18 protein-coding genes are annotated in these 20,206 nt (G+C 49.9%); 17 read left to right on the top strand and 1 reads right to left on the bottom strand.

The genetic code is table 11. The features are described from left to right. Window positions 1-2: 2 nt before the first annotated feature. The 14 genes from INF30_RS03355 (at window position 3) to INF30_RS03285 (ending at window position 13,301) form a co-directional block, all read left to right on the top strand. Window positions 3-614, top strand: a complete 612-nt coding sequence (locus tag INF30_RS03355) for a class I SAM-dependent methyltransferase (protein WP_226394228.1) — start codon at window positions 3-5, stop codon at window positions 612-614. A gap of 26 nt (window positions 615-640) precedes the next feature. Further along, window positions 641-1,093 (top strand): DUF1653 domain-containing protein, encoded by a 453-nt coding sequence (locus tag INF30_RS03350; protein ID WP_076778600.1) that lies wholly within the window; start codon window positions 641-643, stop codon window positions 1,091-1,093. A gap of 4 nt (window positions 1,094-1,097) precedes the next feature. Next, complete coding sequence (locus INF30_RS03345) at window positions 1,098-1,370, top strand: hypothetical protein (RefSeq protein WP_076778598.1); 273 nt, start codon at window positions 1,098-1,100, stop codon at window positions 1,368-1,370. A gap of 35 nt (window positions 1,371-1,405) precedes the next feature. After that, a complete protein-coding gene (locus tag INF30_RS03340) occupies window positions 1,406-2,146 on the top strand; it encodes a metallophosphoesterase (RefSeq protein ID WP_226394227.1) in 741 nt (246 codons plus the stop codon). A 116-nt stretch (window positions 2,147-2,262) separates the two neighbouring features. Continuing rightward, complete coding sequence (locus tag INF30_RS03335; RefSeq protein WP_076778593.1) at window positions 2,263-3,123, top strand: FKBP-type peptidyl-prolyl cis-trans isomerase; 861 nt, start codon at window positions 2,263-2,265, stop codon at window positions 3,121-3,123. A gap of 6 nt (window positions 3,124-3,129) precedes the next feature. Then, on the top strand, window positions 3,130-3,669 hold the full coding sequence (locus tag INF30_RS03330; protein ID WP_076778591.1) for a histidine phosphatase family protein: 540 nt from the start codon (window positions 3,130-3,132) through the stop codon (window positions 3,667-3,669). A gap of 395 nt (window positions 3,670-4,064) precedes the next feature. Then, complete coding sequence (locus tag INF30_RS03320; RefSeq protein WP_226394226.1) at window positions 4,065-4,973, top strand: Abi family protein; 909 nt, start codon at window positions 4,065-4,067, stop codon at window positions 4,971-4,973. A gap of 366 nt (window positions 4,974-5,339) precedes the next feature. Next, window positions 5,340-6,230: a Fic family protein gene (locus INF30_RS03315; RefSeq protein ID WP_226394481.1), complete on the top strand. Its 891-nt coding sequence runs from the start codon at window positions 5,340-5,342 to the stop codon at window positions 6,228-6,230. Window positions 6,231-6,473: 243 nt separating this feature from the next. Then, window positions 6,474-6,944 (top strand): low molecular weight protein-tyrosine-phosphatase, encoded by a 471-nt coding sequence (locus tag INF30_RS03310; protein ID WP_226394225.1) that lies wholly within the window; start codon window positions 6,474-6,476, stop codon window positions 6,942-6,944. 190 nt (window positions 6,945-7,134) lie between these two features. Continuing rightward, window positions 7,135-7,959 carry an FAD binding domain-containing protein gene (locus INF30_RS03305; protein WP_226394224.1) on the top strand — a complete coding sequence of 275 codons (825 nt, stop codon included), beginning with the start codon at window positions 7,135-7,137 and terminating at the stop codon, window positions 7,957-7,959. Then, window positions 7,959-8,435, top strand: a complete 477-nt coding sequence (locus tag INF30_RS03300; RefSeq protein ID WP_226394223.1) for a (2Fe-2S)-binding protein — start codon at window positions 7,959-7,961, stop codon at window positions 8,433-8,435. Before INF30_RS03305 ends, INF30_RS03300 begins: the two co-directional genes overlap by 1 nt. Continuing rightward, window positions 8,435-10,747, top strand: a complete 2,313-nt coding sequence (locus INF30_RS03295; RefSeq protein WP_226394222.1) for a xanthine dehydrogenase family protein molybdopterin-binding subunit — start codon at window positions 8,435-8,437, stop codon at window positions 10,745-10,747. Before INF30_RS03300 ends, INF30_RS03295 begins: the two co-directional genes overlap by 1 nt. 454 nt (window positions 10,748-11,201) lie before the next feature. Next, window positions 11,202-12,542, top strand: coding sequence for a MurT ligase domain-containing protein (locus INF30_RS03290; RefSeq protein ID WP_226394221.1), 1,341 nt, complete (start codon window positions 11,202-11,204; stop codon window positions 12,540-12,542). 15 nt (window positions 12,543-12,557) lie between these two features. Continuing rightward, the gene (locus tag INF30_RS03285; RefSeq protein WP_226394220.1) at window positions 12,558-13,301 is read left to right on the top strand and encodes a type 1 glutamine amidotransferase; all 744 of its coding nucleotides are present in this window, start codon (window positions 12,558-12,560) and stop codon (window positions 13,299-13,301) included. A gap of 23 nt (window positions 13,302-13,324) precedes the next feature. Here the strand turns inward: INF30_RS03285 and INF30_RS03280 are convergent, their stop codons facing one another. Then, window positions 13,325-13,681, bottom strand: a complete 357-nt coding sequence (locus INF30_RS03280) for a helix-turn-helix domain-containing protein (protein ID WP_076778574.1) — start codon at window positions 13,679-13,681, stop codon at window positions 13,325-13,327. A gap of 213 nt (window positions 13,682-13,894) precedes the next feature. Between INF30_RS03280 and INF30_RS03275 the strand changes: the two genes are divergently transcribed. From INF30_RS03275 to INF30_RS03265, 3 genes are all read left to right on the top strand, one after another. Beyond that, on the top strand, window positions 13,895-14,356 hold the full coding sequence (locus INF30_RS03275; RefSeq protein ID WP_076778572.1) for a hypothetical protein: 462 nt from the start codon (window positions 13,895-13,897) through the stop codon (window positions 14,354-14,356). A gap of 131 nt (window positions 14,357-14,487) precedes the next feature. After that, window positions 14,488-15,543 (top strand): flavodoxin-dependent (E)-4-hydroxy-3-methylbut-2-enyl-diphosphate synthase, encoded by a 1,056-nt coding sequence (gene ispG, locus INF30_RS03270; protein ID WP_226394219.1) that lies wholly within the window; start codon window positions 14,488-14,490, stop codon window positions 15,541-15,543. Then, window positions 15,536-20,110, top strand: coding sequence for a PolC-type DNA polymerase III (locus INF30_RS03265; protein ID WP_226394218.1), 4,575 nt, complete (start codon window positions 15,536-15,538; stop codon window positions 20,108-20,110). The genes ispG and INF30_RS03265 overlap by 8 nt, the downstream gene beginning before the upstream one ends. Window positions 20,111-20,206: the final 96 nt, after the last annotated feature.

Raw genomic sequence — 20,206 nt, 5'->3', positions numbered from 1 at the left:
GTATGGGCATGGAAGAAGACAAATGGGACAGATTTTTACATATCCGGACAACAGGGCGGGATGACTCCCAGGCGGACCAATACCGGTATCCTTACGAGCCAACTCCCTACTCCGTGCTGGAGAGGCTGGCAAATGCGGGTTATATCCGAAAGGGGAACACCGTGCTGGATTATGGGTGCGGCAAAGGCAGGGCGGATTTTTTCCTGTCCTGGCAGACAAGGTGCAGGAGCATTGGCGTTGAGTATGACAGGAGGATGCTGGAAAAAGCTGTGACTAATCAGGAGACGGCGGTCCAGTCGGACAGGACAGAGTTTGTACTGGCAGATGCAGAGCATTTTGCCGTGCCGGATAAAGTGGATCGGATTTATTTTTTCAATCCTTTTTCACTGGAAATCCTGCGCAAAGTCATGGGCCGCATACGGAAGTCCTGGTATGAGGCACCAAGGGAAATCCTGCTGTTTTTCTACTACCCGTCAGATGAATATGTGTCCTATCTGATGACAGTGGATGAACTGGACTTCCTGGACGAGATTGATTGCAGGGACCTGTTTCCGGGCGGAGATGTGCGGGAGCGGATCCTGGTATTTGCGTGCGGGCAGCGTGCAGCTGAATAAAGAAATTTTACATAAGGGAGGATGCTATGGCAAGGATCAGAGTGATCAGGAAGAATGATGCATACAATGCAGAGTATGAGATTGGCGACATCTTTGAGATTTCCGGTACCTGGTACGGGGGTGTGCATATTATAGGGAAATCGGGGATCCCGGTTTCTCTGGATAAGGATGAATATATGGAGCTGGACACAGAGCCGGAACCGACCGAGGAGAAAGGGGAAGAACGTGATATCCAGGTGGGCGATATTGTGCGCCACTTCAAGAGAGAGTGGGTGTCTGATGAGACCTCCGAGTATCTGTATAAGGTGCTGGCCTTTGCGCAGCACACGGAGACCGGAGAGCGTCTGGTGATCTATCAGGCGCTGTATGCACCGTTTAAGATCTGCGCCCGGCCTTATGGCATGTTCATGAGCAGGGTGGACCGGGAAAAATATCCGGATGTAAAACAGACATACCGGTTTGAAAAACTGGAGGTGTGAGACGATGGCGTCAGAGAAAACAAAAGAACTGTACAGGATCCTGATGGAAAAGGGATATCCGAAAGAGTTCTGCGCAGAAATCGCATATAAACATATGAACACAGATTATACTGCCGGCAGAATGCTGGCATATCTGTACCGGGTCAGCAATCCCAGGATCGAGGATCTGGTGGATGAGATGCTGGCTATCCTGAGCGACAGGCAGCAGATCATGCAGAAGAAGGAGATGGAGCAGGCACAGGCAGTGATGAATGATGTCTACAGAAATGGCCTGTAGGAGACAGGAAGCAGAGGCAAAGGAGGCATGATTGCATGGCGCTTTACGCATTGGGAGATCTGCATCTGAGCTTTCAAAGCGATAAATCAATGGATAAATTCGGGAAAGTGTGGAGACATCACGATCGAAAGATCGAGAAATATGTCCGGCAGATCGTGAAGCCGGAGGATACACTCGTGCTCACTGGCGATCATTCCTGGGGCAGAAAACTGGCGGATTGCCGGGAGGATCTGGCGTTTATTGAAAGGTTCCCGGGCCGTAAGATACTCCTGCGGGGCAACCATGATATGTTCTGGGACGCCAAAAAGACAGAGCGTCTGAATGAAGAATACAGGGGGAAACTGTTTTTCCTCCAGAATAATTTTGCTGTGTATCAGGATTACGCGCTGGTGGGAACAAAAGGCTATACATTTGAGGGCCCCTTCTACCTGGATCATCAGGGACGAATTGTGGGGTGGGATGAACAAAAGGAAGAGCAGGCAAGAAAACTGGTGGAAAGAGAGATGGCCCGCCTGCGAAGTTCTTTTTCACAGGCCCGAGAGGCCGGGTACAAGAAATTTATCATGTTTCTGCATTACCCGCCCACCAACATACTGGAGCAAACCTCGCCATTTACAGAGATTGCACAGGAGTACAGTGTAACAGCGGTTGTGTACTCTCACTGTCACGGGGAGAGCCGCTTCGGGGACAGTATCCGGGGAGATTTCCAGGGGGTCCGGTACATGCTGGTGTCGGGAGATTACCTGCATTTTCATCCGGCGGCAGTACTGCCGTAAAAAGTGCAGAGAAATATCCGGTAGAAAAAGCCGGCCTGTATTGAAGATTTTTTCCGGATAATCTATACTAATACATACACGACCAGTGAAATCAAGAAGAAAGATGGGGATGAAAAATGAAAATTGCAGTAACTTACGATGACGGAAATGTATTTCAGCATTTTGGAAGGACAGAGTTTTTTAAAGTATACGAGACAGAGGACGGCAAAGTGGTCTCCAGCGAGGTGATCAGCTCTAATGGCGTAGGACATGGCGCTCTGGCGGGCGTTCTGGCAGAGCAGTCTGTAGACGTGCTGATCTGCGGAGGCATTGGCGAGGGTGCGCAGGCAGCCCTGAAAGAGGCGGGCGTGGAGCTGTGCGCCGGCGCAGAAGGCAATACAGATCAGGTGGTGGAAGCCTATTTAAAAGGTGAGCTTGTCTCCACAGGAGCAAACTGTGACCATCATCACGGAGAGGAGCACAGCTGCGGCGACCATGAAGAAGGGCATTCCTGCGGCGGAGGCTGCGGAGAAAGCTGTGGAGGCGGATGCGGTTCTTGGCCAGCTATTACCGGACGCAATGTGGGGAAGACATGCCGCACGCACTACAAGGGTACTTTCAATGACGGAACGCAGTTTGACTCATCCTATGACCGCGGAGAACCGCTGGAATTTGTCTGCGGCGCAGGCCAGATGATCCGCGGATTTGACCAGGCAGTGGCTGACATGGAAGTGGGACAGGTAGTGGACGTTCACCTGATGCCGGAGGAGGCCTACGGCATGCCGGATCCCAATGCTGTCTTTACTGTTGAGATAGCACAGATGCCGGGCTCCGAGGACCTGGTTGTAGGGCAGCAGGTGTACCTGACCAACCCGTACGGACAGCCTTTTCCGGTTAAGGTGACGGCAAAAGAAGAAACAACGATCACTTTTGACGCAAACCATGAGATGGCAGGCAAAGAGCTGAATTTCCAGATTGAGCTGGTGGAGGTAAAATAGAGTCGTATGGGATGCGTGTATTTTGTCCGGCATGGGCAGACAGTGTGGAACGTGGAGGACAAGATCTGCGGCGCCACAGATATCGAGCTGACGGAGCTGGGGCATCAGCAGGCTGTTGAGACCGGAAAAAAGATAGTGGCAGAGGGAATCCGGGCAGATGAAATCTTGTATTCGCCTCTTGTCCGCGCGGCGGAGACGGCCCGGCATATCTCGGAGATCACCGGAATCCCGGCCAGGATGGAGCCTCGGCTGAAGGAGCAGAACTTTGGAAAGTGGGAGTCCACTTCCCGTCATGGGGCAGAATTTAAGAAGGCAAAAGAAGAGTTCTGCTGCCGCAATGGCAGCGGTGAGTCCATGCTGCAGCTGGCTCAGAGAGTCTACAATCTCCTGGATGAGATCCGGGAAGAGGCGGATGAGAAAACCTATATCCTGGTGGCCCACAACGGGATTGCCAGAGTTGTCCAGTCGTATTTCTTTGATATGACCAATGCAGAGTACGCGGCTTTCGGTGTGGAAAACTGTGCTGTGCTCAGGTATGAATTTTAGATGCATGTAAATAAATATGCCGGCGGGGAATGGCGGTGCAGAAGCCGTGATTTTCCGCCAGTTTTTGACTGAAATTTTCGGGAGGGGCTCAATAAAGAATTGGATGCCTATAGCATTCCGAGATAATCCGCGGAAGGATAGAATCAGAGAAAATGAGATTGATTATGTTCTGGTTGGAGACTACTACATTCCAGATTTGGATCTGCTGGAAGAAGAACGACGTATTAGGAAATATGGGGTATGTACTGCAAAAAATAATGGGAGCTTGTATTCTTTTTCGAAAAGGAATATTGACAGCCGCAATAAAAGTTGTATACTGATAGTAACAGAACCCACCACGCCTCTGATTTTTTCATGCGCAACCCGGTGGGACTTTTTTGTTTATGGGGTGTTTTATGTATCAATATCCAAAACAAATATTAACAATAGCACAGCAGGTACAATCATATATTGATGCAGGAATGGTAATTGCTTCTCGTGAGGACGTAGAAAAGGCGTTAAAATCAGTTGGATTTTATCGTTTGCGTGGATACTCGTTCCACTTATATGATAATGCTACAAAGAAGTATTTTCCGGGAACAAAGTTTGAAGATATTTTAAAATTGTATCAATTTGATCAGGAATTATCGGCTCTGATTTTCTCAATGATTTCCAAAATTGAAATAGCATTGAGAGTCCGATTAGTAGAAGCATTACTGATACATGGAGATCCTTTAATCTTACAGGATTCATCAATTTTTAAAGAGAAAAAAATGTACTGGCAGAATATGTCCACAATAGCATCAGAGATTGCACGTTCTAACGATGTGTTCATCAAACATAATTTTGATAATCATGAAGGTGAGGTGCCAGTATGGGCAGTTGTGGAAGTTCTTTCCTTTGGAACATTATCAAAGATAATTAAAAATTTGAAAACAGGGACAGGCAGTACATATTCGATTTTGGCATCTAATTATCAGTATACCTCTAAAAAAGGAAATTTGGTGACTCCATCAAAGAAAATGTTTTCTTCATGGGTACAAGCTGTTTCTGTGTTGAGAAATATGTGTGCTCATAATTCTAGAATATATAATCGAACAATACATACCACACCGGAAATTCTGAATGCTGATAAAGTAACACCTGCACCAGCACATAACGGGTTATATCAGATTTTGCTGGCAATGAAATATCTGAGATCGTCAGATGAAGAATGGATGTTATTTGTTAATGAATTGGATAAGCTGCTTCAGAATAATGGTGGTGTGCTCAGTTTTACAGCAATGAATATGCCGACAGATTGGAAATCACATTTGAGTGTTTAAATTCAGTTAAAGCGCATAAAATATTAAAGCAGACCTAATCAAGCATATTATGCTCAAACCGATTAGGCTTTCGGCGAAGTGTTACGATAAGCACTTCGCCACTTTTATTAGAGCTATTCACTATAACCTTAATAAAATATGAACACAAAAACGAATGAAGTGTGCGTGATTTTTAATAATCGAAAATTGGTGAATAATAGGACGCTGGCAAAACAAGCCATGATATGTTTTGATAATTGAAACTTCCGGAAACGGCAAAAACATATTGCGAAATACAGAAGGCAGATGGAATTATTGCCGATAATATGATATACTATAATATAGATGCAGGTAGTATTTTATTTGATTGATAACGGAGGAAAGCAGATGCGATACCGTTCGGTTACTGAAATAGCAAAAAAATGGAATATATCGGAGCGCAGTGTGAGAAACTATTGTGCTCATGGGCGTGTGCAGGGGGCTTTTCTTACCGGAAAGACCTGGAATATTCCGGAGAATGCCGAAAAACCAGAGCGTTCCAACAAAAAGAAAGAACCACCACTCACATTGCTGGATATCTTGCAGGAACAAAAGGCAAGTAAATATTCCGGCGGTATTTACCATAAAACACAAATTGATTTAACGTATAACTCAAACCATATTGAGGGAAGTCGTCTGACCCATGATCAGACCAGATATATTTTTGAAACCAATACCATTGGCGTGGAAAATGAAGTTATCAACGTAGATGATGTGATTGAAACGTCAAATCATTTTCGATGCATTGATATGATCATTGATCATGCAAAAGCTGCTTTGACTGAGAAGTTTATTAAGGAGCTTCATCTGACTTTGAAAAGCGGAACCAGCGATTCCAGAAAAGACTGGTTTGCAGTGGGGGATTATAAGAAATTGCCTAATGAAGTAGGGGGGATGGATACTGTTCTACCCGAAGAAGTTGCCGGTAAGATGAAAGCATTGCTGACAGCTTATAACGCAAAAGAAGAAAAGACATTTGAAGATATTCTGGACTTCCACGTAAAGTTTGAGCGAATTCATCCGTTTCAGGACGGTAACGGTCGTGTGGGCAGGCTGATTATGTTCAAGGAATGTCTGAAATATAATATTGTCCCATTTATTATCGAAGATAGCATGAAAATATTCTATTATCGAGGATTGAAAGAATGGAACAATGAAAAAGGCTATCTGACAGATACATGCCTGACTGCACAGGATCGATATAAAGCGTATTTGGATTATTTTAGAATTCCATATTAAGTAAAATAATTTTCAAAGTGTCAAAAGTTGGTTCCAAAGTGTCAAATTACAGTGGGAGGAGAAACTCTGCAAGCTGGCAGAAAAAACTCGATGTGACATTGAATACTTATATGCAGGTAGACTTTGATGATATACAAAAAGATATGTAGCTAGGTAAGTTGAAAAGTTGTAAAATGGGGGAAGTGTTACAACCTACTTTACAACTTTTCAGAGGAAAACCAACATATAAGGAGAAATGCGAACATGATAAAAATACTATTTGTCTGCCACGGCAACATCTGCCGTTCCCCCATGGCGGAGTTCGTCTTCCGCGACATGGTACAAAAGCAGGGGCTGGGCGACCGGTTTCACGTCGCTTCGGCGGCCACCAGTCGGGAGGAGATCGGCAACCCGGTCCATCCGGGGACAACCCGGAAGCTGCGGGAGTTTGGCATCAGCACCAAAGGAAAGTATGCTGTGCAGATGACAAAGAAAGACTATGAGAACTACGATTACCTGATCGGTATGGAGAGCTGGAATATCCGGAATATGAATAGGATCATCGGTTCGGACCCGGATCACAAGGTGCACCGGCTTCTGGATTTCTCGGACCGGCCAAGAGATATCGCGGATCCCTGGTACACCGGGAATTTTGATGTGACTTACAATGATATAAAGGAGGGCTGCGAGGCGCTCCTGTGGCATATCCTGGAGAAGGACGGGGAGAGATTCTGACGGAGATCTCTTTCCGTCCTTCTTCTTCGGAAGATCTGTAAATCAAAAAGCGGGAAAATCCGGAAAAGAGCGCTTTTCTCTTCCGAACAGAGGAGAAATATGCTATAATATATCGGCTTTATAGATATGTGACGGGATTTATCGGGGAAATGATCCAAAAGATTTTAACAAAGAGAAAAGGAGAGAAGACGTGCTTACGATTAATCAGTATGTGAAGGCATCCAGCCTGGAGGAGGCATACGAGCTGAACCAGAAGAGGAGCAATGTGGTTCTGGGAGGCATGCTCTGGCTGAAGATGCAGAAGAGAAACGTAGGGACAGCCATTGATCTGTCCGGCCTGGGGCTGGACACTATTGAGGAGACGGAGAGCGAGTTCCGCATCGGCGCTATGGTGACGCTTCGCCAGATGGAGCTCCATAAGGGGCTGAACGACCTGACACAGGGGGCGGCCAGGGAGAGCGTGCGCCACATTGTAGGCGTCCAGTTCCGGAACATGGCTACTGTGGGAGGCAGTGTGTTCGGCAGGTATGGATTTTCCGATGTGCTGACCTTTCTGATGGCAGCAGGAGCGGAAGTGGAACTCTACAAGAGAGGAAGACTGTCTGTGGAAGAGTTTGCATATCTTCCCTATGACAATGATATCCTGACATACGTGATCGTGCCCAAGAGACCTGTGCGGGCAGCCTATCTCTCCCAGAGAAATACAAAGACGGACTTCCCGGTTCTGGCCTGCTGTGTGACTGAGATTGAAAGGGAAATCCGCTGCGTTGTTGGGGCCAGGCCCATGAAGGCAGTCTGTCTCAGAGATGAGAAGGGGCTGCTGGTAGAGGGGATCACAGAGGAGAGCGCGGAGAAATTCGGCGCGTACGTGTCAGAGACCGTGGAGACAAGCAGCAACCTGAGAGGAAGCGCCCAGTACCGGAAGATCATTGCGGGCGTGCTGGCGAAGAGAGCCCTTCTGCAGATCGCAGGAGAAGGAGAGAAAAAAGAAAAAGAGCAGGAGGGGAGAAACTGATGCAGATACAGATCCTTTTAAATGAAAAGAAAGTAACCGCCCAGATTGCCCCGGACATGCTTCTCATTGACTTTTTGCGGGAGCAGGGATGTAACAGTGTAAAGCGGGGATGCGATACTTCCAACTGCGGCCTGTGTACGGTGTTTGTGGATGATAAGCCGGTCCTGTCCTGCAGCCTTCTGGCAGCCAGGGCGGACGGACACAGAGTGATCACACTGGAAGGACTCCAGGAGGAGGCGGAAGGTTTTGGCGCCTATATCGCGGATGAGGGAGCAGAGCAGTGCGGATTCTGTAATCCGGGACTGATGATGAACGGAATTGCCATGTTCCGGGAAAATCCAGATCCCACTGACGAGGAGATCAAAGAATACCTGGCAGGAAACCTGTGCCGCTGTTCCGGATATGAAGGGCAGCTGCGGGGGATCCGGGCCTACATTAACTATAAGAAAAGCCAGGCGGAAGGAGGGAAGATCTGATGCCGGACCAGATACCAGGAAGTAATTATCGATATGTGAACCGATCTGTGAGGAAGAAAGATGCCATGGCCCTTGTCACCGGAAAGCCGGTGTACATGGATGATATCACGCCTTCTGACTGTCTGGTGGTGAAGGTGCTCCACAGCCCTCACGCCCATGCGCTCGTGCAGGAGATCAATACGGACATTGCCATGAAGGTGCCCGGTATTGAGGCCATCTATACCTACAAAGATGTGCCGGACAGGCGTTTTACGATGGCTGGACAGACGTATCCTGAGGCCAGCCCGTACGACAGGCTGATCCTGGACCAGAGACTGCGGTTTGTGGGAGATGCTGTGGCCATTGTGGCGGGAGAAAATGAAAAGGCTGTGGACAAGGCTTTAAAGCTTATCAAAGTGAAATACGAAGTGCTGGAGCCGGTACTGGATATGCACACGGCAAAAGACAATAAGATCCTTGTGCATCCGGAGGAGAACTGGCAGGCACTCTGCCCGGTGGGTGCTGACAATCAGCGAAATCTGTGCGCGTCAGCAAAGGACAGCAAGGGAGATGTGGATGCTGTCATGGAGGACTGCGACATTGTGCTGGAGCACACCTACCATACAAAGCCGGACAGCCAGGCCATGATGGAGACTTTCCGGACTTACACCTGCATGGATCTCTACGGGCGTCTGCACATTATCAGTTCCACCCAGATCGTCTTCCACGTCCGCAGGATCGTGGCCAATGCGCTGGATATCCCCAAGTCAAAAGTGCGGGTGACCAAGCCCCGCATCGGCGGCGGATTTGGGGCAAAGCAGTCCTGCGTGACAGAAGTTTTTCCGGCCTTTGTCACATGGAAGACGGGGAAGGCTGCCAAGCTGATCTACACAAGGCAGGAGAGCCAGATCGCAGGATCACCCCGTCATGAGATGGAGGTCCGGGTGAAGGTGGGAGCCATGAACGATGGAACCATCCGTGCGCTGGACGTGTACACCTTATCCAACACCGGGGCTTACGGAGAACACGGCCCCACAACCGTGGGTCTGAGCGGGCACAAGTCCATTCCTCTCTACAATGGAAATATGGAGGCCTACCGCTTCAATTATGACGTAGTGTATACTAATGTGCAGGCAGCCGGCGCCTACAGGGGCTACGGCGCCACACAGGGTATCTTTGCAGTGGAGAGTATCGTCAGCGAGCTGGCAGACAAGCTGCATATGGATCCGGTGGAGATCCGGGAGAAAAATATGGTCCGCCAGGGCCAGACAGCCATGGCTTATTACAATGAAAAGATGACAGCCTGCGCGCTGGACCGCTGTATGGCAAGGGCCAAAGAGATGTTCCACTGGGATGAGAAGCCACTGGCCAGAGATATGGGAAATGGAAAGATCCGTGCCAAGGGAGTGGCTATGGCCATGCAGGGCTCCGGCATTTCCGGTGTGGATGTAGGATCAGCCACACTGAAGTTAAATGACGAAGGATTTTATATCCTGTCTATCGGAGCGGCGGACATGGGAACCGGATGTGATACCACGCTGGCTCAGGTGGCGGCAGAGTGCCTGGAGTGTGACCTGGACAATATCATTGTCTACGGCGCGGACACAGATTCCTCTCCCTATGACTCCGGATCTTACGCCTCCAGTACCATGTACGTGACGGGAAAAGCTGTGGAGAAGGCGGCTGTAGAACTGAAAGGCCACATCTGTGCCATTGCAGCCGGCATGATGGAGTGCGAAGAAGCAGAAGTAGAGTTTGCCGCTGACCGGGTGCGCCGGGCTGACGGGACAAAGGAAGTGCTTCTTAAGGATATTGCCACAAAATCCATGTGCGGAAACCGGGAGCCGGTACAGGTGACAGTGACCCACTCTTCTCCTACATCGCCTCCGCCCCTTATGGTGGGCATGGCAGAGCTGGAAGTGGACAAAGAGACAGGAGCTGTGGAGCTTTTGGACTATATGGCCGTGGTGGACTGCGGTACGCCCATGAATCCGAATCTTACAAGGATCCAGACAGAGGGCGGCCTGGCCCAGGGCATTGGCATGGCTCTCTATGAGGATATCACTTACAGTAAAAAAGGAAGAATACTGGAGAATTCCTTCATGCAGTATAAGATCCCCAGCCGCCTGGACGTGGGAAAACTGCGGGTGGAATTTGAGAGCAGCTATGAAGAGACCGGCCCCTTTGGAGCTAAGTCCATTGGAGAGGTGGTCATCAACACCCCCTCTCCGGCTATTGCCCACGCCATCTTCAACGCCACCGGCGTATGGCACAGGGAGCTTCCCATCACGCCGGAGAAGATCCTTATGGGAATGATGGAAAAGAAGGCCTAGCGTCTTATAGAAGGATAGCAGAGAACAGAAAAACAGCCCCTGGCGCCTAAAAGCCCGGAGCTGTTTTTCCGTTTTAAAGGATTCTATTGTATGAAAAAAAGGTTTATTTGCTTTCCGGATGTTCCTGGCAGTTCAGCCGGAAAGCGTGCGTACCTGGGACGCCTGATCGTTAAAAAAATATCTAGCTGTTTATGTCTGTATCATAACACGGGGGGATACAATAGTAAATATAAATAAGATACAAAGATTTAAGAAAAAAAGAGGGAAAATTGTGAAAATTATAACAAAACAGGAAGAGAGAAAAGAGAGGACAAATGGAAAGAAGCAGTCAGGGAATGGCGGTTGACTTGTGACAGGCCAGAAGGTAAAATAATACAGTATATGAAGGCGGGCACAGGACTGTGTCTGTTTGTATAAGTACATATATAATATATTTTTTAAAAGGAAAAAAGCAATGAAGTTACGAAGAATGGCAGCAGTCTGGGCGGCAAAAGCAGCTCAGGCGGCAAGCGTACACATTTTCCACAGGCAGGGCGTTACCTGGGCCGGTAAGATTGCCCTTCGCATCTGCCCGGATATACTGAGAGAGCTGGCTTCCCAGGTGCGGGGAGACATTTTTATCGTCTGCGGGACCAACGGGAAGACAACGACCAACAATATGCTTTGTGCTGCGCTGGAGGCAGAGGGAAAGAAGGTAGTCTGCAACCATACAGGCTCCAACATGCTGAATGGTGTGGCGGCGGCTTTTGTGCTGGCGGCCGGATGGTCCGGCAGGCTGGATGCGGACTGTGCCTGTATTGAGATCGATGAGGCGTCCACAAGAAGAGTTTTTCCTTATTTCAAGCCAGACTACATGGTCCTGACCAACCTGTTCCGGGATCAGCTGGACCGGTATGGTGAGATCGATATCACGATGAATATTCTAAAAGAAGTGATGCAGAGTGCCCCGGATATGAAAGTGGTGGTAAACGGGGATGACGCCCTCAGCGCTTTCCTGGCCATGGATGCGGGGAATCCATACATTACGTACGGGATAAATGAGAAAGTGACGGATGACAGCAGTGCCCACGAGATCCGGGAGGGCCGTTTCTGTAAGAAATGCGGCGCGCCCCTCCACTATGATTTTTACCATTACAGCCAGTTGGGAGTCTACCAGTGTACAAGCTGTGATTTCAGGCGGCCGGACATCCGGTACAATGCCTCAGATATTGAGGTGGGAGACCGCCTCGCCTTCACGGTGGAGGGACGCAGGATCACGGCCAACTACCGGGGCTTTTACAATGTGTACAATATTCTGGCGGCTTACACGGCAGCCCGTGCGGCAGGGGTGGAACTGCCCCACTTTAATGACATGCTGGCAGCATTTAACCCGGAGAACGGGCGGATGGAGCGGTTCCGGGTTAAGGAGACTGAGATCACTCTGAACCTGGCAAAGAATCCGGCAGGATTTAATCAAAATATCTCGGCAGTCATGCAGGACGATACACTGAAAGATATCATTATTGTCATCAATGATAACGCCCAGGACGGTATTGATGTGTCCTGGCTGTGGGATGTGGATTTTGACAGATTTAAAGAGGCCAATGTAAACTCTATTACAGTCAGCGGCATCCGTTGCCAGGATATGCGGCTCCGGCTCAAGTATGTGGACATTCCCTCCCAGCTGGAGGCGGATGTGGAGAAAGCGATCTGCGAGCGGGTGGATAACGGTTGCGGCAATCTGTATGTCCTGGTGAACTATACCGCTCTTTTTGGCACAAGGAATGTGCTGAAAAAACTTGAGGAACAGAAATAAGGAGGGATGCGGAGCATGGAGAGCAGTGAGAGAAAAGAGACAAGAAAGATCACCATCGGCCACCTCTATCCGGATCTTCTCAATCTGTATGGAGACCGGGGAAATATTGCCTGCCTGATGCAACGCTGCATCTGGAGGGGGATCGAGGCCGAGACGGTTGAGTTTGAGCTGAACGACCAGATTGATTTCTCAAAACTGGACATTGTGCTTTTGGGCGGCGGCTCTGACAGGGAGCAGATGATCGTCTGCCAGAAGCTGAAAGACATCCAGGAGGATTTTAAGAACTATGTAGAGGATAACGGAGTGGTCATTGCCGTGTGCGGCGGTTACCAGCTTCTCGGAAAATATTACCGGACAGAGGAGGGCCTGATCGAAGGCCTGGATTTGGTGGATCTGTACACAGAACAGGGAGAGGGACGCCTCATCGGAAATATCGTCCTTCAGAGCGAGCTTTTTGAGACACCGGTAGTGGGATTTGAAAATCACGGCGGCAGGACTTTTATAGGGCAGAACAGGCCTTTTGGGAAAGTGCTCCACGGATACGGAAATGAAGAGAACAGCGGCTGCGAGGGAGTGGTGTACAAAAATGTCATCGGCACGTACCTCCACGGTCCGCTGCTTCCGAAAAATCCTCAGGTCTGCGACTGGCTCATTGCCAGGGCTCTGGAGCGGAAATACGGCTTTAGCGAGCTGGAGGCACTGGACGACAGCCAGGAGCTGGAGGCCAACAGGTATATTTACGAGCGTTTTGTGAAATAAATACAGGCGTCAGGAACTTTCCTCTAGGGCCGTTCCTGCGCCTGTTTTTCATCTCTGAGCTTTAGAAGTTCAAGATAGTCGAGGGCATGTTCTTTTGAGGTGACGGAGAGCTGAGAGTAGAGACGGAAAAATTTCTCGTCTATGATGCGCTCATGCTGTGTCCGGGAAAGCGGAGTCAGTGTTTCGTCCCCGTCGATGAGATAGTCTACAGAGACGCCGAAGATCTCGGCCATGTCTGCCAGCTTCTCGTGAGAAGGCTGACGGTGCTTCGTTTCATAGCCTGTGATCGTACTGCGGGAAAGGTTCATGCGCTGGCCAAGTTGGAGCTGCGTCATATTGTGTTCCGCGCGAAGTGTTTTCAGTCTCTGTGGAAATGACATGCCTCTTCCTCCTTTGTATTGATACCATATTTTACCAGCTTAAAGCCGTGGACGGGGAAATAGTGTCGATACTCAACAAAATGTTGCGGTAAATGATGCGAAGCGGCGCAAAATGACGCGGGAGGATATGTCGTTGACACTGCCGCTAAAACCACCTATAATTTAAAAAAGGAAAAAGTCTCCGGGGAGGAGACATATGAGAGGACGATATTTATGCTGATTGCAAAAAATAATGAAGCTGAAAGAAGTAAACTTTGGAGGATCGTGATCACGGTCAGCTCCGTTGTGATCGTGGCCATTGCCGTGTTTTTCCTTGTCCGCATGTTCACTTCCAATCCGCTGGAAGGTGCCTGGATGAGTGAGGGCAGTGAGCTTACACTGGATATAAAAGACAATGAAAGAGTGACAGTCACGCTGCCGGATGTGGTGGAACAGCAGGCCGTTGAAGTGGAGCTGCAGTACAGCCTGGACAGGGATGGAAAAATTGTTACTTTCAAGGAAATCCCAGGCGCGCTGGCTGATCAGGCGGATAAATCCGGAGGCCAGTACACGGAAGAGAACCTGCGCAGTGCTCTGACGAACCTCACCACAACTTTCTCCTACAGTGTGGACCAGGGACAGCTGACCCTCACAGAGAGAGAGTACGGGGAGCAGATGATATTTGACAGGCAGTAGGTGCTGAGGATACAGACAAAACAGGGTTCCTCTTTAAAGGTCCAAAGCTGAGACGAAGACCAGGGAGAGGGACTCTTTTTGTTCCATTGGACCTTATAGGAAAGTTATATGTATACAGAAGGAGAAGGGATATGACCAGAAATGAGACAAAACAGATCAGAATAGGCGATGTGTGGATCGGCGGTGGACATCCCATTGCCATCCAGTCTATGACCAACACAAAGACCGAGGATGTGGAAGCTACCGTAGCGCAGATCCTTCGTCTGGAGAAGGCAGGGTGTGAGATCATTCGCTGCGCAGTGCCTACGGAAGAAGCGGCTCTGGCGCTGAGAGAGATTAAGAAGAGTATTCACATTCCACTTGTAGCGGATATCCATTTTGATTACCGGCTGGCTATTGCGGCCATTGAGAACGGGGCGGACAAGATACGCATCAATCCGGGGAATATCGGCTCTAAGGATCGGGTCCGCATGGTGGTGGAGAAGGCGAAAGAGAAGAATATCCCTATCCGTGTAGGTGTCAACAGCGGGTCTCTGGAAAAAGATCTGGTGGAAAAATACGGAGGTGTCACGGCAGAAGGGATCGTGGAGAGCGCACTGGACAAGGTACATATGATCGAGGAGATGGGGTATGACAATCTGGTGGTCAGCATCAAATCGTCTGATGTATTGATGTGCGTGAAGGCCCATGAACTGATCGCCAGAGAGTGCCCTTACCCTCTCCATGTGGGAATCACTGAGTCGGGCACGCTCATGTCTGGAAATATCAAATCATCCATTGGCCTTGCCCTTATTCTGAACCAGGGGATAGGAGATACCATCCGCGTATCTCTGACGGGAGATCCGGTGGAGGAGATCAAAAGTGCCAAGCTGATCCTGCGGACGCTGGGGCTGCGAAAAGGCGGTATCGAGGTAGTCTCCTGTCCCACCTGCGGGCGGACCAAGATCGATCTCATTGGCCTGGCAAATAAGGTGGAGCAGATGGTGGCGGACATTCCCCTTGACATCAAGGTGGCCGTCATGGGCTGCGTGGTTAACGGTCCCGGGGAGGCGAAGGAGGCTGACATCGGAATTGCCGGCGGCATCGGCGAGGGCCTGCTTATCAAAAAGGGAGAGATCGTCAAGAAAGTAAAGGAAGAGGAACTTCTGGACACACTGAGATGGGAGCTTGAACACTGGAATGAGTAAATTGTTTTTTGAAGTGTTTCCAACTTTAAAGGTAAGTGAAGAGATGAAGATGCTCCTTGCGGAGGTGGAGGTCACAAAAGTGGCCTCCAACTCCGCAAGAGATTTTATACGTGTGCATATTTTCAGCCGGCATCTGATCAAGAAACGGCGGATCTATGAGCTGGAGAAGATGATCAAGGAGCAGCTTTTCGGCAGGGCTCCCATCCGCATCGAGGTCAGGGAGGACTATCAGCTGTCTGCCCAGTATACGCCGGAAAATCTGATGCGGGAGTACTACGACAGTATTCTCCTGGAAGCAGAACAGAAAAGTGTGGTTGAGCGGAATATGCTCCAGACTTCCAGTTATTCTTTTGAGGACGGCAATATCATGTGCCTGACCCTTCAGGATACGGTGATCGCCCAGGGAAAGAAGGACTCCGTGGTGCAGCTTCTTACTTCTGTGTTCAACGACCGATTCCATGTGCCTTTGGAAGTGCGTGTGGTCTATGAGAAGCCCAAGGAGAGCAGCCTGAAGTACAATGACCTGAAGCTGCAGCAGGAAGTAGACGCCATTGTAGAGAAAAACCAGGTTCTGCGCAAGGAAAGGCTTCTGCGGGAAAAAGCTGCGGAGGAGGAGAAAGAGGGCGCAGCCTCTGAAGGGAAGAAAGAGGACAAATCTGCTCCCGCCAAAAAGCCGGAAGAAGGACAGGCGGGGAAAAGTGGCTCCAAAGGCGGCTTCAAGGATGGATTTTCAAAGGGAAACGGCGGTTTTCGGAAGAGAGAATTCTCTTCTTACCGGAAATCAGACGATCCCAATGTCATTTACGGGCGTGATTTTGATGATGCGGCCATTGAGCTGAAAGAAGTGGTCAGCGAGATGGGAGAGATCACCATCCGGGGCAAGGTCATCAGCTTTGATACCAGGGAGATCCGGAATGAAAAGACCATCATCATGTATGCGGTGACGGATTTTACGGACACCATTATGGTGAAAATGTTTGTCCGCAACGAGCAGCTTCCGGATATGCTCCAGGATATTAAGATGGGTGCGTTCCTGAAGATCAAGGGCGTCACGACGATCGACAAGTTCGACGGGGAGCTGACCATCGGTTCTGTCACAGGCATCCGGAAGATCTCGGACTTTACCGTGACCAGAAAGGATACGGCTCCGGAGAAGCGGGTGGAACTGCACTGCCATACGAAGATGAGCGATATGGACGGCGTCTCCGAGGTGAAGGACATTGTGAAGCGCGCCCACGACTGGGGGCACAAAGCCATCGCCATCACGGATCACGGCGTGGTGCAGGCGTTTACAGACGCCAATCATTTCATAGAGACACTGGACAAGGACGATTCCTTTAAGGTTATTTACGGGGTGGAGGCCTACCTGGTGGATGACCTGTCGGATGTGGCCATCAACGAAAAAGGTCAGGATCTGATGGGCACATTCATTGTCTTTGACCTGGAGACCACAGGTTTCAGCCCCATCAAGGACAAGATCATCGAGATCGGGGCCGTGAAGGTGGAGAAGGGAAAGATCACAGATAAGTTCAGCACTTTTGTGAACCCGCAGATCCCGATTCCGTTTAAGATCACCCAGCTCACCAGCATTACCGACGCCATGGTCATGGACGCCCCTCCCATCGAGGAAGTGCTGCCGCAGTTTCTGGAGTTTATCGGGGACGGTGTGCTGGTGGCTCACAACGCATCCTTTGATGTCAGCTTTATTGAGCAGAACTGCCGCTACCAGGATATCCAGCCGGATTTTACTTCCGTGGACACGGTGGCCATGGCCAGAGTTCTCCTGCCCACCCTGTCCAGGTTTAAGCTGAACATTGTGGCAAAGGCTCTGAATATTTCCCTGGAAAATCACCACCGGGCAGTGGATGATGCGGGAGCCACGGCGGAGATCTTTGAGAAATTTGTGGAGATGCTGGCAGAGCGGGACATCCATACACTGAAGGAACTGAACCGGTTCGGGGTGAAGAACAATGCGGACTCTGTAAGGAAGATGCCCTCTTACCACGCCATTATCCTGGCCAGGAACGATATTGGAAGGACAAACCTTTACACACTGATCTCTAAGTCCCACCTGGATTACTTTGCAAGGCATCCCCGGATACCCAAGAGTGAATTTTCCAAATACAGGGAAGGCCTGATCCTGGGGAGCGCCTGCGAGGCGGGCGAGCTTTACCAGGCCATCCTGGATGACAAGTCCGAGGAGAGGATTGCCCGTATTGTGGATTACTATGACTATCTGGAGATCCAGCCCCTGGGAAACAATGCCTTTATGATCGACAGTGACAGAGTATCCAATGTCCATTCGGAGGAAGATTTAAAAGAGATCAACCGAAAGATCATCCGGCTGGGGGAGAAGTTCAACAAGCCTGTAGTGGCCACCTGTGACGTCCATTTCCTGGATCCGGAGGATGAAGTCTACCGCCGGATCATCATGGCGGGAAAAGGCTTTGGGGATGCGGACAACCAGGCGCCCCTTTACCTGCGGACGACAGAGGAGATGCTGGCAGAATTTGACTACCTGGGTTCAGCTAAGGCAAAAGAAGTGGTCATCGATAATCCCAACATGATCGCGGACTGGGTGGAGAAGATCTCGCCAGTGCGGCCGGATAAATGCCCTCCTGTGATTCCCAACTCGGATCAGATGCTGAGGGATATCTGTTACAACAAAGCCCATGAGATGTACGGCGAGGATCTGCCGGAAGTGGTGGTGGAGCGTCTTGAGAGGGAGCTGAACTCCATTATCTCCAACGGGTTTGCCGTTATGTACATCATTGCCCAGAAGCTGGTATGGAAGTCGGTGGAGGACGGCTATCTGGTAGGATCCCGTGGATCGGTAGGGTCCTCTTTTGTGGCTACCATGGCCGGGATCACGGAGGTCAATCCATTAAGTCCCCACTACTACTGTCCCAAGTGTCATTACAGCGATTTTACCTCAGATGAAGTGCGAAAATACGCCGGAGGCTGCGGCATGGATATGCCGGACAAGAATTGCCCGGTGTGCGGAGAAAAACTTGTAAAAGACGGGTTTGATATCCCCTTTGAGACATTCCTTGGGTTTAAGGGAAACAAGGAGCCGGATATTGACCTGAACTTTTCTGGAGACTACCAGAGCAATGCGCACAAGTATACAGAGGTTATCTTTGGTGACGGTCAGACATATCGGGCCGGCACCATTGGTACTCTGGCGGATAAGACGGCCTTTGGATTTGTGAAAAATTATTTTGAGGAGCGGGGACAGAGAAAGCGTACCTGCGAGATTGACAGGATCGTACAGGGATGTACCGGTATCCGCAGGAGCACCGGCCAGCACCCTGGTGGAATCATCGTTCTGCCGCTGGGAGAGGATATCAACTCTTTTACTCCGGTACAGCACCCGGCTAATGATATGCATACGGATATCGTGACCACCCACTTTGACTACCATTCTATTGACCACAACCTACTGAAGCTGGATATCCTGGGACACGATGATCCTACCATGATCAAGACGTTGGAGGAGTATATCAGCTCCCCGGCCATGGATAACGAATACAACGAGACGGACAACCGGTTTGACGCAACAAAGATCCCTCTGGATGATCCCGGCGTTATGAGCCTTTTCCAGGGTACGGAAGTTCTGGGCATCAAGCCTTCCGACATCGGAGGCTGTCCGGTGGGATGTCTGGGTATTCCGGAGTTTGGCACAGATTTCGTTATCCAGATGGTGGTGGATACAAAGCCAAAGACGCTCTCTGACCTGATCCGTATCTCTGGTCTGTCCCATGGGACGGACGTGTGGCTGAACAACGCCCAGGAACTGATCTTAAGCGGAAAGGCCACCATTTCCACGGCCATCTGTACCCGTGACGATATTATGACCTATCTTATCAACAAGGGGATGGACAGCGAGGAGTCCTTTACCATCATGGAGAGGGTGCGTAAAGGAGCTGTGGCCAAGGGAAAATGTAAAGAGTGGCCGGACTTTAAGAAAGATATGACAGAGCACGGTGTGCCGGACTGGTACATCTGGTCCTGTGAGAAGATCAAGTACATGTTCCCCAAGGCCCACGCGGCAGCCTACGTTATGATGGCCTACCGCATCGCCTACTGCAAGATCAACTACCCGCTGGCCTACTATGCGGCTTACTTCGGTATCCGTGCGGACGCCTTCTCCTACGAGCTTATGTGCCAGGGGAAGGAACAGCTCAATTTCTACATTAAGGACTATGAAAGACGCAAGGACTCCCTCAGCAAGAAGGAGCAGGATACACTGAAAGACATGAGGATCGTCCAGGAAATGTACGCCCGGGGCTTCGAGTTTGTGCCCATTGATATCTACAAGGCAAAGGCGTCCAGGTTCCAGATCGTGGACGGTAAGCTGATGCCGCCCCTTTCCAGTATCGACGGAATGGGAGACAAGGCTGCCGAGGCTGTGGAGGCCGCTTCCGAGCAGGGACCCTACCTGAGCAGGGATGATTTCCGCCAGAGGACCAAAGTCAGCAAGACAGTTATTGATCTGATGAACGATCTGGGACTTTTCGGAGATCTGCCGGAGAGCAACCAGCTCTCACTGTTTGACGCCTGGTAGAGAAAAGCAGAAATATCATAAGTGAAAATGGCAGGAGGACAGAGAAGGATCTGCCCTCCTGTTTTCTATGGAAAGACTTTTTGACTTGTGCTTATA

The organism is Claveliimonas monacensis, assembly GCF_014982975.1.
Lineage (GTDB): Bacteria > Bacillota > Clostridia > Lachnospirales > Lachnospiraceae > Claveliimonas > Claveliimonas monacensis.
Note: the sequence above shows the minus strand (reverse complement) of the source record. Positions and strands in the feature narration are given on the sequence as shown.